Source organism: Streptomyces sp. NRRL F-5123 (genome assembly GCF_000721495.1).
In the GTDB taxonomy this organism is placed as follows: Bacteria; Actinomycetota; Actinomycetes; order Streptomycetales; family Streptomycetaceae; genus Actinacidiphila.
Genome location: NZ_JOHY01000095.1, coordinates 1 through 14,172 on the forward strand (window position 1 = coordinate 1; position 14,172 = coordinate 14,172).

General features: G+C 73.1%; 8 protein-coding genes. 7 read left to right on the plus strand and 1 reads right to left on the minus strand.

The genetic code is table 11. From position 1 onward, the window contains the following. Nucleotides 1-1,329: condensation domain-containing protein (locus tag IH54_RS0137340; protein ID WP_031525643.1), on the minus strand; the 1,329-nt coding region annotated here is incomplete at its 3' end. A 248-nt stretch (nucleotides 1,330-1,577) separates the two neighbouring features. Here IH54_RS0137340 and IH54_RS0137345 point away from each other — a divergent pair. From IH54_RS0137345 to IH54_RS0137375, 7 genes are all read left to right on the plus strand, one after another. Further along, the gene (locus IH54_RS0137345; protein WP_078862812.1) at nucleotides 1,578-3,062 is read left to right on the plus strand and encodes an AMP-binding protein; all 1,485 of its coding nucleotides are present in this window, start codon (nucleotides 1,578-1,580) and stop codon (nucleotides 3,060-3,062) included. Next, nucleotides 3,059-4,510 (plus strand): condensation domain-containing protein, encoded by a 1,452-nt coding sequence (locus IH54_RS0137350; protein ID WP_031525648.1) that lies wholly within the window; start codon nucleotides 3,059-3,061, stop codon nucleotides 4,508-4,510. Before IH54_RS0137345 ends, IH54_RS0137350 begins: the two co-directional genes overlap by 4 nt. After that, nucleotides 4,507-5,424 (plus strand): thiamine pyrophosphate-dependent dehydrogenase E1 component subunit alpha, encoded by a 918-nt coding sequence (locus tag IH54_RS0137355; protein WP_052398311.1) that lies wholly within the window; start codon nucleotides 4,507-4,509, stop codon nucleotides 5,422-5,424. Before IH54_RS0137350 ends, IH54_RS0137355 begins: the two co-directional genes overlap by 4 nt. Continuing rightward, nucleotides 5,421-6,401, plus strand: coding sequence for an alpha-ketoacid dehydrogenase subunit beta (locus tag IH54_RS0137360; protein WP_031525653.1), 981 nt, complete (start codon nucleotides 5,421-5,423; stop codon nucleotides 6,399-6,401). Before IH54_RS0137355 ends, IH54_RS0137360 begins: the two co-directional genes overlap by 4 nt. Next, nucleotides 6,394-7,587 (plus strand): 2-oxo acid dehydrogenase subunit E2, encoded by a 1,194-nt coding sequence (locus tag IH54_RS0137365; protein ID WP_031525655.1) that lies wholly within the window; start codon nucleotides 6,394-6,396, stop codon nucleotides 7,585-7,587. The genes IH54_RS0137360 and IH54_RS0137365 overlap by 8 nt, the downstream gene beginning before the upstream one ends. Beyond that, a complete protein-coding gene (locus IH54_RS0137370; RefSeq protein WP_078862813.1) occupies nucleotides 7,587-13,064 on the plus strand; it encodes a non-ribosomal peptide synthetase/MFS transporter in 5,478 nt (1,825 codons plus the stop codon). The genes IH54_RS0137365 and IH54_RS0137370 overlap by 1 nt, the downstream gene beginning before the upstream one ends. Before the next feature lie 196 nt (nucleotides 13,065-13,260). Continuing rightward, nucleotides 13,261-14,073: an enoyl-CoA hydratase/isomerase family protein gene (locus IH54_RS0137375; protein ID WP_031525660.1), complete on the plus strand. Its 813-nt coding sequence runs from the start codon at nucleotides 13,261-13,263 to the stop codon at nucleotides 14,071-14,073. The last annotated feature ends 99 nt before the right edge of the window (nucleotides 14,074-14,172 follow it).

Consider the following 14,172-nt stretch of genomic DNA (forward strand, 5'->3'; position numbering starts at 1 on the left):
CGTCACCGGCGGCAGCTCCACCACCGGACCGTCCCACGACGCCAGCAGCTCCCGCTCCGCCACCGGCAGCAACTCCAGCCCGCTCACCGGCAGTTCGGGAGAGGACGTGGCGGAGCGGAGAAGGTGGAGGAAGCGGGCGGCCATGCGCTCCGCGGTCGCGTCGTCGAAGAGGTCGGTGCTGTGGATGAGGATGCCGACCACGCTGCCGTCGGGCTGCTCGTAGAGGTCGAGGGTCAGGTCGGTGCGGGCGGAGTGCCAGCCCAGCGGGAAGGACTCGGCGTCCAGGCCCGGGAGCGGCTCGGCGACCGTGCCGTGCGTGTGCAGCGCGAAGAGTGCCTGGTAGATCGGCGTCCGGCTCAGGTCGCGGGCGACGCCGAGTGCGCCGACGAGCTGCTCGAAGGGCACTTCGGGGTGGGCGAGTCCGGACAGCACGCTGCGCCGGGTGGCGCGGACCAGGTCGGTGAAGGAGGGGTCGCCGGACAGGTCGCAGCGCAGCACCATCGTCGTCGACAGGTAGCCGATGACGCCTTCCAGTTCGGGCCGCCCCCGGCCCGCGGACGGGGTGCCCACGGAGAAGTCGCTCTGCCCGCTGTGCCGCGCGAGCAGCACCTCGTACGCCGCCAGCAGCACCATGTACGGCGTGCAGCGCGTCTGACGGGCCAACGCCCGTACCGCGTCCGCCAGTTCCTTGTCGAGCGTGAAGCGCACCTCGCCGCCGTCCGTGCTGCGCTCGGCGGGGCGCGGCCGGTCGGTCGGCAGTTCGAGGTCCGGCGCCCCGGCCAGCTGCCCGACCCACCAGGCGGGGTCGGCCTGGGTGTCGCCGGCGGCGGCGACCACGTCGGCGTACTGCAACGGCGGTGCGGGCAGCGGCTGTCCGGCGTAAAGGGTGGCGACCTCGTCGCGCAGCACGTTGAAGGACCAGCCGTCGCTGTTGATGTGGTGCGTGACCGCGCACAGGACGTGGTCGTCCGGCCCGATCCGTACCAGGGTGACGCGCAGCGGCGGTTCCGCGGTGAGGTCGAAGGGGGTGTTGGCGCGGGCGGCGACGATGCGCTCGGCGTGCTCGGCCGACTCCGCCGCCGTGACCTCGATGCGTACCGGGCGCGGGTCCTCGACGACCGCGCGGGCCGTGCCGTCCTCGGCGGTGAAGCGGGTGCGCAGCGCCTCGTGCCGGGCGACCACGGCGGTGAAGGCCGCCTCCAGCGCGGGCACGTCCAGCGCGCCGCGCAGCCGGTAGGCGTAACCGGCGTTGTGCGAGGGGTCCTCGGGGTCGAACTGGTGCAGGAACCACAGTCTCTGCTGCCCGAACGAGAGCGGTCCGGTCTTCACAGGTCTCTCCACGTGCTGTGCTGTGCCGTGCGGTACGTGTGCGGGTACGCCTGGAAGGCGAGTGCGGTGCGTGTCCATGCGAACGGGCACGGTTGCGGAAGGCGCGCGGGATGGCGGTCTCGGGGCAACTGTGACTGATGCGGCGGCGGTGAATTTCGTAAACTCGGCCGACACATTTTCGAGGGTTGACGGTTCTGGGTGACGATGCCAGGGTGAGGCCCGCTCAGTCAATGAGCGTATTTCGGGGGATGCGCTGCGCCGCACTGCGGCGTCGATCCCGTCAATTGACCGGCTATTGTCCGGTTTTGGCACAGGGGGATCAGCACGTGAGTACGATCCTTTCCGAATTGCTGCGTGCCCGCGCGGCAGCGGAAGCTGATCGTCCGGCTTTGAAAGTTGCGGGGGCAGGAAACCTTACTTTCGAAAGCTGGTGGCGCCGCTCCGACGCTGTCGCCGTAGGTCTGCTGCGCCGCGGTGTCACTCCCGGCGACCGCGTCGGGCTCGTCTTCGGGAACGCCGACTGGATCGACTACGCGGTCGCCTTCCTCGGCACCCTCAAGGCCCGCGCCGTCGCCGTACCGCTGTCCGACCAGCTCGGCGCCGCCGACATCGACGCCCGGCTGTCGCACTGCGGTGCCGCGCTCGTGCTGCGCGCCGGTGAGCTGCCCGCCGTGGAGGCGGAGCCGGGTACGGACCTCGTCCCGCCCGCGCCCGGGGACCTGGCGCAGATCCTCTACACCTCGGGAACGACCGGGCGGCCCAAGGGCGTCGCCGCCACCCACGCCAACCTCGGCCACGGCTGGGGCGGCCGCCGCAAGCCCTTCACGCACTCCGAGACGCTTGCGCACGCCTTCCCGATCGGCACCCAGGCCGGGCAGTGGATGCTCGCCAACGCCGTCGGCGCGCACCCCACCGTGGTCACCCTCGGCCGCTTCACGCCCGGCCGCTTCGCCCGCATGATCGAGGAGCACCGCGCGGGCACGGTCTTCCTCGTCCCCACCATGGCGATCGAACTCCTCTCCAGCGGGGCGCACCTGAAGGCGGACCTGTCCAGCGTGCTGCTGCTCGGCTCGGCCGCGGCCCCGCTGCCCGCGCGGATCGCCGGTGAACTCGCCACGGCCTTCCCGCGCGCGACGATCGCCAACTACTACACCTCGACCGAGGCCGCGCCCGCGCAGACCGTGATGCTCTACAACTCCGGCCGCCCCTCCAGCGTCGGCCGCCCGGCCTCCGCGGGCGACGTCCGCGTGGCCACCGCCGAGGGCGAGCCGCTGCCCGCGGGTGAGACCGGCGAGGTGTGGATGCGCTCTCCCACCGCGAGCCGCAGCTACTACGGCGACGCGGCCGCCTCCGCGGGCGTCTTCCGCGACGGCTGGGTGCGCATGGGCGACCTCGGCTACGTCGACCCGGACGGCTACCTCTACCTGGTCGACCGGGAGAGCGACGTCGTCAAGTCCGGTGCGCACAAGGTCTCCACGCTGCACGTCGAGGAGGCCGTCTACGAGCACCCGGACGTCGTGGAGGCCGCGGCCTTCGGGGTGCCGCACCCGGCGCTCGGCACCGCGGTCGCGGTCGCCGTCGTCGGCAGCGCGGACCACACCGAGCTGCGTGCCTTCCTCAAGTCCCGGCTGGCGTCCCACGAACAGCCGCACCACCTGATCACGCTCGAAGCCCTGCCGCGCAACCACGGCGGCAAGGTGGACAAACGCGCCCTGCGAGAGGTCGTCCGATGAAGCGCCAACTCTCCTTCACCCAGCACGGAATGTGGATCGCCGCGCGCATGGGGGCTGTCACCGCCTACCACATGCCCGTCGTCATCGCCCTGGACGGCGACGTGGACCGCGGCGCGCTCGCCAAGGCCTGCCACGCCGTCGTCGAGCGCCACCCGCTGCTCGGCTGCGCGCTGAGCGCCGAGGACGGCGACCCCGCGCTCGTCCCCGCCGCGCACACGCCCGTGCTGGAGGAGGCCGGCACCGTTGCCGAGGCCGTCACCCGGCCCTTCGACCTGCACAGCGGCCCGCTGGTGCGCTTCGTGCTGGTCGGCGGCGACACGCTGGTGGTCGTCGCGCACCACCTCGTCTTCGACGGGGCCTCCAAGGACGTGCTGGTCGCGGACCTCGCCACGTACTACGAGGGCGGCATCCCGGCCGAGCTGGAGCACGCCGACCACGCGGCCGCCCAGCGTGAGCGCGTCGCCGAACTCCTCCCGCAGGCCGCCGACTTCTGGGCCGGGCGGTGGCACGAGCCCGCCGCCACCGCCGTGCCCGGCGGTTCGCTGCGCTCGCGCGGCGCCGCCGACGCGGACGTCCTGGAGGTGCCGCTCCCGCTGCCCCGCCTCGACGGCCTGACCTCCTTCGAGGTGCTGGTCGCCGCGGTGCACGTGCTGCTCGCCTCGTACGGCAACGCCGAGGTCGTCACCGCCCTCGACCTCGCCACCAGGACCGAGGCGGAAGCCCCGCACATCGGCGCGTACGTCAACGAACTCCCGCTGTTCTCCCGGCCGTCCGGGCAGCAGGCCTTCGCCGACTTCGCCGCCGGGCTGCGCGCGGAACTCCGCGAGATCTACCGCTACCGCGAGGTGCCGCTCGCCCGCGCGGTGCCCGGGCTGCGGCCGCACGCCGCGCTCGCCCCGGTGTCGATCAGCTACCGGCGGCTGCCGGACACCCGCAGCCCGCTCGGCGACGTGCAGTGGCTCGCCTTCAACCACAGTGTGCGCGGCGCGCTGCAGCTCCAGATCGCGCACGGCCCGTCGGGCGCGGTCGCGAGCCTGCGTTACGACCCGCTCGAACTCCCCGCCGCCGGGCGCTTCGTGGACGACCTGACCCGGGTGCTCACCGCAGCCGGTCGCGACCCGCGGCAACGGCTCGCCGACCTCGTCGACTTCACCGCGCCGGTCGCCGAGCCGGAGGAGCAGACGGACGAGGCCGCAGGAGCCGCGCGGGGCGACGAGGCGCTCGCCGCGGGTGACCCGCTGGTCGCCCAGGTGCGGGAGATCTGGGAGCAGGTGCTCGACATGGCGCCGATCGGCCTGCACGACGACATCTTCGACCTCGGCGGCCACTCGCTCACGATCACCCAGATCATCGCCCGCATGCAGCAGCAACTCGGCGTGGAGATAGGCCTGGACGACTTCTTCGACAACTCCACCGTCGCGGGCGTGGTCGCGGTGATCCGCCGATGACCGTGTCGAGCACTGTCTGGGAGCGCTCCCACACGGTGAGCGACCTTCCTTCCGACGACGACCTGACGCAACTGCTCACCATCCGCGCCTTCGAGCTCAAGCTGCTCGACCTCTTCGACCGCGGCATGCTCAACGGCACGACCCACACCTGCCTCGGCCAGGAGTACGTCCCCGTCGCCCTCGACGCGCTGCTCGGCCCCGCCGACCACGTCTTCAGCAACCACCGGGGCCACGGCCACTACCTCGCCCGGCACCGCGATCCCGAGGGCCTCCTCGCGGAGATCATGGGCCGCCGCGGCGCGGTGTGCGGGGGCGTGGGCGGCAGCCAGCACATCAAGCGCGACCGCTACCTGTCGACCGGCGTCCAGGGTGAGAGCCTGCCCGTCGCCTGCGGCGTCGCCCTGCACCTCAAGCGCACCGAACCCGGCGCGCTCGCCTGCGTCTACATCGGCGACGGCACGTGGGGCGAGGGCGGCGTCTACGAGGCGCTCAACCTCGCCGCGCTGTGGGAACTGCCGCTGCTCGTCGTCGTCGAGAACAACGGCATCGCCCAGTCCACGCCGACCACCCGCACCATGGCGGGCAGCATCGCCGGGCGCGCCGCCGCCTTCGGCATCGACCACGTCCGCACCGGCTCCAGCGACCTGGACGAGATCCGCACGCTGCTCGCGCCCGCGGTCGCGGCCGTACGCCAGGGGCGGCCGCTCGTCGCGGAGTTCGCCACCCACCGGCTCGGTCCGCACAGCAAGGGCGACGACACCCGCGGCGCCGAGGAGATCGCCGCCGCGCGCGCCGCCGACTGGTACCCGCGGCTCGCCGCCGCGGATCCCGGGCGTTTCGCCCGACTGGACGCCGCCGCCCGCGCCCGCGTGGACGCCGTCGCCGAGGACGTCGCCGGGAGGGAGCCGGTATGAGGGTCGCCGAGAACCTGAACGCCGCGCTGCACGGCCTCATGGAGCAGCGTCCCGAACTCCACGTGCTGGGCGAGGACATCGCCGACCCGTACGGCGGCGCCTTCAAGATCACCCGCGGGCTGTCCACCCGCTTCCCCGAGCGCGTGCTGTCCACGCCCATCAGCGAGAACGCCATCACCGGTGTCGCTGCGGGGCTCGCGCTGGCCGGGGACAGCGCGATCGTCGAGATGATGTTCGGCGACTTCACCGCCCTGGCCTTCGACCAGCTGGTCAACTTCGCCGCCAAGTCCGTGTCCATGTACGGCTCCACGGTGCCGATGCGGATGGTGCTGCGCTGCCCGGTGGGCGGCGGGCGCGGCTACGGCCCGACCCACAGCCAGAGCCTGCAGAAGCACTTCGTGGGCGTCCCGAACCTCGCGCTGTACGAGGCCTCGCCCTTCCGCGACAGCGCGGCCGTCCTCGCCGAGATGCTCGAACGCGGCGAGCCCGGCGTGCTGTTCGAGGACAAGGTCCTTTACACCAGGCGGATGTACGAGGTCGAGCCGCCCTTCGTCCTCGCCGAGCGCGACGGCGGCACCGCGGAGGTGTCCCTGCCCGGCGAACAGCCCGACTGCGTCGTCATCGCGGCGGGCGGTGTCGCCCACCGCGTCCTGGAGGCCATGCGCACGCTCCTCGTCGAGGAGGACATCGCCTGCACGCTGCTCGTGCCCTCGCGGCTCTACCCCTTCGACGCGGAGGACCTCCGACTCCCCGACGTCCGCCGGGTCTTCGTCGTCGAGGAGGGCACCGCGGGCGGCACGTGGGGCGCCGAGGTCGCGCACGTCCTCCACCGCCGCCTGTGGTCCCGCCTCGACGGCCCGGTCACCCTCGTCCACTCCGCCGACTCCGCCATCCCCACCGCCGCACACCTCGAACGCGCCGCCCTCGTCGGCGCCGCGAGCGTGCACCGCACGATCCTGGAGACGCTGCGTGGCTGAGCTCCTCGTACCCAAGCTCAACAACAACGACACGGAATACGTCCTGACGGACTGGCTCGTGGACGACGGCACGCCCGTCTCGGCGGGCGACCCCGTCGCAGTCGTGGAGACCTCCAAGGCCGCGGAGGAGCTGGAGGCCACCGCCACGGGCGCGTTGCGCCACGCACTCGCGGCGGGCGCGGTGTGCCGCCCGGGGGAGCGCATCGCCGCCATCGACGACGGTACGCAGACGGCACCGGTCCCGGCTGCCGCCGCGGCAGGCGCCGCAGGGCAGCTCGTCACCCGGCCCGCACAGCAGCTCATCGACGAGTTGGGCATCACGGCGGCGGAGGTCGAGGCGCTGGGGCGCGCGGTCGTGCGGCGGGAACACGTCGCGGCGCTGCGGCCCGGCGGCGCGGCCGTGAACGCCCCGGCCGGGGGCGGTGCGGCAGCGTCGGTGGGCGCGCCCGCGGCGGTGCCCGGCATCACGCCGGCCCCGGCGGTCTCCGCGCCCGCAGCGGCGGCGCCGGGTGCGCTCGCCTCCCCGGCGAGCGGTCCGGGGGCGGACGTCCCCGGCGTCACCCGGGCCGAACTGCCGCGCGTGCAGCGTGGGGTGGCGCGCGCCGTGGATATCTCGCACCGGACGATCCCCGCCGCCTACACCGTCGTGCGGATGGACCTCGGGCCCGCGCTCGCCTACGCGAAGCGGGTGACGCGGGAGGTGCGGCGGCCGGTCGGGGCCGGCGAGCTGTTCGTCCGTGAAGTGGCCCTGCTGCACGCCGACTTCCCGCGCTTCTTCGGGTGCGTCGAGGGGAGCACCGCGCTGCTCGCGGACGCCCCGCACATCGGGGTGACCGTCGACCTCGGCGAGGGGCTGTTCGTGCCGTGCGTACGGGACGCCGCGCAGCTGTCGATCGGCGAGATCGCGACGCGGCTCATGAAATTCCGGGTGGCCGCGACCACCGGGGCCTTCCGTGAGAGCGACCTCACGGGGGCGAACTTCACCGTCACCCTGCACACCGACGCCGACGTGGTGCTCGCCGTGCCGTTCGTGCTGCCCGGCACGGCGTGCGCCCTCGCGGTCACCGCGCCCACCGACGGCTCGCCCGCGAACATCGGGCTCGCCTACGACCACCGGCTGATCAACGGGCGCGAGGCGACGCTCTTCCTGCACGCGCTCAAGAACTCCATGGAAAGGCTCGCCTGATGACGTCGGCCGTCGAACTCTCCGCGGCGAAGCGGGAATTGCTCAGGCGCAGGCTCAGCGGCAAGCGGGAGGCGCAGGGCATCCCGGTGCGGCCCGCGGACGCACCGCCGCTGCTCGCGCCCGCGCAGGAGCCGCTGTGGTTCATGGAGCAGTACATGCCCGGCACGGGCACGTACACCATCGTGCTCGCGGTGCGGCTGACCGGGCCGCTGGACACCGCGCGCATGGAGGCGGCGCTCGCCGAACTCCCCCGCCGCCACGACAGCTTGCGGCACCGCTTCCCCGCCGACGACGAGGGCCACCCGGCCGTGCACGTCCTCGACGAGGCGCCCGTGCCGCTCGCCCGCGCGGAGGCGGCGAGCGACGAGCAGACCCTCGCGCTCATCGGTGAGGAGTGCACGATCCCGCTGGACCCGGCGGACGGCCCGCTGCTGCGCGCCCTGCTCGTCGAGCGGCTGGACGCCGCGGAGGGCGAAGAGCCCGAGCACGTCCTCGCGCTGCTCGTCCACCACCTGGTGGCCGACGGCCAGTCCGCCCAGCTCCTCGTGCGCGACCTCGTGGCCCTCTACCGGGGCGAGGCCGCGCCCGCGCCCGCCGTGCGCTTCGGGGACATCGCCGCCTGGCAGCGCGACCGCACCCTGGAGCGCGAGAGCGCGTACTGGCTGCCGCAGCTCGCCGGCCTGCCCCGGCTGGAGCTGACCACCGACCTGCCCCGCCCGGCCCGGCAGCGCTTCGAGGGCGCCTCCACCGTGCGGATGCTGGACGCCGAACTCACCGCCCGCGTCGACGCGTTGAGCCGCGAGCACGGCGCGACCCGCTTCATGGTCATGCTCGCCGCCTTCGAGGCGCTGCTCTCCCGCTCCACCGGCCAGCAGGAGTTCGGCGTCGGGACCCCCGTCGCCGGGCGGACCAGGGCCGAGTTCGAGGGCGTGGTCGGCATGTTCGTCAACACCCTCGTGCTGCGCGCGGACATGGCCGACGACCCGGCCTTCACGGCGCTGCTGGCCCGCACCCGGGACGTCGTCATCGACGCCCTCGACCACCAGGAGCTCTCCTTCGCCCGGCTGGTCGAGGAGCTGAACGTCCCGCGTGACCCGAGCCGCCAGCCGCTCATCGACGCGCTGTTCTCGATGCACGACTTCCCCGCCGCGACCGGCGACGACGGCGGCGCGGAGGTGCGGGTGGCGGACTTCCCGCTGACCCCCGGCTCCTCGCGGCACGACCTGGAGCTGTACGTCGTGCCCTCCGGCGACGGCGGCCTCGCCTGCACCTTCACCTACAAGACGTCGCTGTTCACGGCCGTGACCGTGGAGCGGCTGGCCGGGCATCTGGAGACGCTGCTGCGCGCCGCGCTCGACGCGCCGGACACCGCCGTCAGCCGCCTGCCGATGCTGGACGACGCCGAGCGCGCCCTGCTGGACGGCTGGAACGACACCGCCGCCGACTTCCCCGCGGACGCGACCCTGCACGGCCTCGTCGCCGACCAGGTCCGCCGCACCCCCGACGCGCCCGCCGTCACCTTCGAGGGCGCCACCCTCACCTACGCCGAACTCGACGCGCGCGCCGACCGGATCGCGCACCGGCTCGCCGCCGAGGGCGTCGGCCCCGGCTCGCTCGTCGCCGTCTGCGCGGAGCGCTCCCTCGACCTGCCCGCCGCCCTGCTCGGCGTGCTGCGCACGGGGGCCGCGTACGTACCCCTCGACCCCGAATACCCCGCGGAGCGACTGGAGTTCATGCTCCAGGACGCGGAGGCCCCGGTCGTCCTGACGCAAGGGAGGCTGCTCGACGGCACCGCGCAGGGCGCACTCGGCGAGAGCGCGGGCACCGCCGAGGCGCTCGCCGCGAGCAGCGCGGCCGTCCTCGTCCTGGACGACCCGGCGGTCTGGGAGGGGCAGCCCGGCACCGCGTTCCCGGCGGCGGGCGAGCCGGGCGCGGCCGCGTACATGATCTACACCTCGGGCTCCACCGGGCGTCCCAAGGGCGTGCCCAACAGCCACCGCGGCATCGTCAACCGGCTCGACTGGATGCAGAAGCGGTACCGACTCGGCGCCGCCGACAGCGTGCTGCAGAAGACCCCGGCCGGATTCGACGTCTCCGTGTGGGAGTTCTTCTGGCCGCTGACCTCAGGCGCCCGGCTGGTGCTCGCCGAGCCCGGCGGCCACCGCGACCCCGGCTACCTGCGTACGCTCATCGCCGAACAGGGCATCACCACCGCGCACTTCGTCCCGTCGATGCTCGGCCTCTTCCTCTCCGACGACTCCGTCGCCGACTGCACGGGCCTGCGCCGCGTCATCTGCTCCGGCGAGGAGCTGCCCGTCGACCTCGCCGCCCGCTGCCTGCGCACCCTCCCCGACGCCGAACTGCACAACCTCTACGGGCCGACCGAGGCGGCGATCGACGTCTCGTCCTGGCAGTGCACACCGCAGGGTCTGGAGGGGCGGGCCCGCGTCCCCATCGGGAGCCCCATCCAGAACGTCACCCTGGACATCCTCGACGAGCACGGCGAGCGCGTACCCGTGGGCGTCCCGGGCGAGTTGACGATCGGCGGGGTCGCGGTCGCGCTCGGCTACCACAAGCGGCCCGAGCTGACCGCCGAGCGTTTCGCGGGCGGCCGCTACCGCACCGGCGACGCCGCCCGGCGGCTGCCCGACGGCGCGATCGAATTCCTCGGCCGCCTCGACAACCAGGTCAAGCTTCGCGGCCTGCGCATCGAACTCGGCGAGATCGAGGCGGCGTTGCGCGACAAGACCGGCGCGCGCGACGCGGCCGTCGTCGTCAGCCCCGACCAGCGGCTCGTCGCCTACCTCGTCGGCGGCCCCGACGACCCGGCCGACGCGCGCGACGCGGTGCGCGGCTACCTGCCCGACTACATGGTGCCCTCGCACGTCATCGCCCTCGACGCGCTGCCGCTCACCCCGAACGGCAAGCTCGACCGCAAGGCGCTGCCCGAGCCGGAGGTCACCACCGCCGAATACCGCGAGCCGGCTACCGAGGTGGAGCGGACCATCGCCGCGGTGTGGGCGGAGATCCTGGAGGCCGAACGCATCGGCCTGGACGACGACTTCTTCGACCTCGGCGGCCACTCGCTGCTCGCCATCCAGGTCGTCGCCAAGCTGCGCACGGCGCTGCCCGCGGGCGGCCGCCCGGTGGGCCTCGTCGACATGTTCTCCAACCGCACGGTCGCCGAACTCGCCGACTTCGCCTCGGAATCCGCCCCCGAGGGCCCGCGCCCCCTGCTCCAGCGCCTCACCCCGCGCCGCAAGTCCACCCGCGTGACGTACGTGTGCGTCCCGTACGGCTCCGGCAGCGCGATCGTCTACCAGCCGCTCGCCGACGAACTCGCCAAGGACGAGGCGCTGTACGCCCTCTCCATCCCCGGCAACGACATCGGGCTCGACGAGGAGCCGATGGAGTTCGACGAGCTGGCCGCCCGCACGACCGAGGAGATCCTCGCCATCGAGGGCCCGTTGGTGATCTACGGCCACTGCGGGGTCGGCGCCGCGCTCGCCGTCGAGCTGTCGCGGCGCGTCGAGGCCGCCGGGCGCGAGTTGGAGGCCTGCTACATCGGGGCGATCTTCCCCTTCGCCAAACCGGCGGGCATGTGGCGGAAGCTCGTCCGCCCCGAGTTCTTCGAGCGGCTGCGCAGCAGCCAGAGCGACCTCGACTCGCTGAAATCCCGCGGCGTGGACCTCGACGAGCTGGACCCCGCCGTCGCCGACCGCATCATCCGCACCATGCGCCACGACTCGAAGTCCGCCGAGGAGTACTTCACCAAGCTCTTCGACCAGCCCGACCGCCGCAAACTCCGCGCCCCCATCGTCTCGTTGATCGGCGAGCGCGACCCGGCGACGCAGATGTACGAGGAGCGCTACAAGGAGTGGCGCGCCTTCACCGACACCGCGGCGCTCGTCGTCCTCGACGAGGGCGGCCACTTCTTCCTGCGCTACCGCGCCGCCGAGGTCGCCCTCGCGCTCCGTACCCACACCGAGCTGCCCGACCCGCCACCGCGCGCGGACGGCGACACGTGGTGGGTCGAGGACGTCGCCACCCCGGAGTCCGAGGAGGCGCTCAAGGCGGAAACGGACCGCGTCCGTCCCAGCATGGGCCGCTTCCTCACCATCGCCAGCGGCCAGCAGATCTCCCTCATCGGCTCCGCGCTCACCGGCTGGGCGCTGCCGCTCACCGTGCTCGTGGACAACAAGTCCCTCGCGCAGTTCTCGCTCATCGCCGTCCTCAACCTCGCCGGGCTGCTCATCTCGCCGCTCGCGGGCGCGATCGTCGACCGCGGCGACCGGCGGCGCGTCATGCTGTGGGCCGACGCCGCCTCCGGCATCATCGAGGCGATCCTGTGGCTGCTCATCCTCACCGACGGCATCCACATATGGCAGATCTACCTGCTGGTCACGGCGCTCTCGGTCAGCACGACCTTCCAGCGCCTCGCGTACGGCTCCGCGGTGCCGCAGCTCGTGCCCAAGCAGTACCTGGGCCACGCGATCGGCGTCACCCAGATGACCAACGGCGTCGCCCAGCTCGTCGTCCCGCTCGTCGCCGCGGGCCTGCTCAGCGTCATCGGGCTCGACGGCATCGTCCTCATCGACGTCGTCAGTTACGCGTTCGCCGTCGCCGTCGTCATCTTCGTCCGCTTCCCGAACACCCTGCCGTGGCGCCCGCGCGAGCCGCTCACCACCGAGATCGCCAAGGGCTTCAGCTACACCTGGAACGACCGCGGCCTGCGCTCCGTGCTGACCTTCTTCGCAGTGCTCAACCTCTTCATGTCGCCGCTGCTGCTGCTCGTCTCGCCGCTCGTGCTGTCCTTCGGCTCGCTCGCCGACGTCGGCCGCGTCTCCGTCGTGAGCGGGCTCGGCGTCATGCTCGGCGGTACGACCATGGCGATCTGGGGCGGGCCGCGCGTCAAGCGCTTCCGCGGGGTGCTGATCACCACCGTGTGCATGGCGGCGGGGGGCTTCCTCGTCAGCCTGCGGCCGTCGCTGTGGCTCATCGGGGCGGGCGCGTTCGCGCTGACGTTCTTCCTGACGATCATGAACTCCGTCTACACGACGATCGTCCAGCTCAAGGTGCCGTACCGCTACCACGGGCGGGTGTTCGCGCTCAACACGCTGGTCGCGTGGTCCACGCTGCCCATCGGCATGGGGCTCGTCGCGCCGCTCGGCTCCGACCTCTTCAACCGGCTGCTCAGCAAGCACGGCGCGCTCGCGTCGAGCGCAGGGCATGTGGTGGGCACCGGGCCCGGGCGCGGGGTCGCCTTCATGTTCCTGCTGTGCTCGGCGGGCATGGCGCTCGTGGTCGTGGGGGCGCTGCGGATACGGCGGCTGGCGCGGTTCGACGTCGACATGCCGGACGCCCTGCCGGACGATCTGCTGGGGGTGGAGGCGCTCGCGGAGAAGTCGCGGGCGGCGACTTCTCCTTCCGATCCTTCCGAGGAGGCGGGTGAGCGCGAGCCCGCGCCGGTCGGGTGAGGGGTCTCTTGGCGAGGGCCCCGCAGTGAGGGCCCCATGGTGACGGCTCTCTTGGTGACGGCCGCATGACGAGGGCGTCCGTGGTGACGTCCCCCGTGGTGACGTCGCCGTAGGTGACGCCGTCCCGGTTGTCGGACCCTCGTGGCACGATGAGGGGGTTCGCGGGGTTCACGGTCGTTAACCGGGAGGCGGTCCGATGGGTGCGCAGGAGGACGGGGTGCGGTACGGCGAGTGGGTGCGGGTCGAGCGGCCCGCACCCCGGGTCGCCGAGCTGGTGCTGGACCGGCCCCGGGCGATGAACGCGGTGTCGTCCGCGATGGCCGAGTCCATCGCGGGGGCCTGCGACGCGCTGGCCGCCGACGCGTCCGTGAGCGTGGTCGTGCTGACGTCGTCGAACGAGAAGGCGTTCTGCGTCGGGGCCGACCTCAAGGAACGCAATGCGCTGAGCGACGCGGAGTTGGTCGCGCAGCGGCCGGTCGCGCGGGGCGCTTACACGGGCGTGCTGGAGCTGCCCGTGCCGACGGTCGCGGCGGTGCACGGGTACGCCCTGGGCGGGGGGTACGAGCTCGCTCTCTCGTGCGACGTGATCGTGGTCGACGGTACGGCGGTCGTCGGCCTGCCCGAGGTGTCCGTGGGCGTCATCCCGGGGGGCGGCGGCACGCAGCTCCTCCCTCGCCGGGTGGGCGCCGCGCGGGCCGCCGAGCTCATTTTCACGGCACGGCGGGTGGGGGCTGCCGAGGCTGTGGGCCTCGGCATGGTCGACCTCCTCGCGGAGGAGGGGACGTCGGCGCGGGACGCCGCGCTTTCGCTGGCCGGCCGGATCGCTGCGAATTCGCCCGTGGGGCTGCGGGCGGCGAAGCGCGCCTTGCGGCTCGGGCACGGGCTCGACCTGCGGTCGGGGCTGGACATCGAGGACGCGGGCTGGCGCACGGTCGCCTTCTCCGGGGACCGGGCGGAGGGGGTTGCGGCGTTCAACGAGAAGCGGTTGCCTCGCTGGGCTGAGGGGTGACGCTCCGTTCTGCCTGTTGCGGTTTGCCGCGCGATCTTCCCGCCGTAGGGGCTGGTCGCGCCGTTCTCCCCCAGAGCTGCGCCTGGGAGGTGCCCCCAC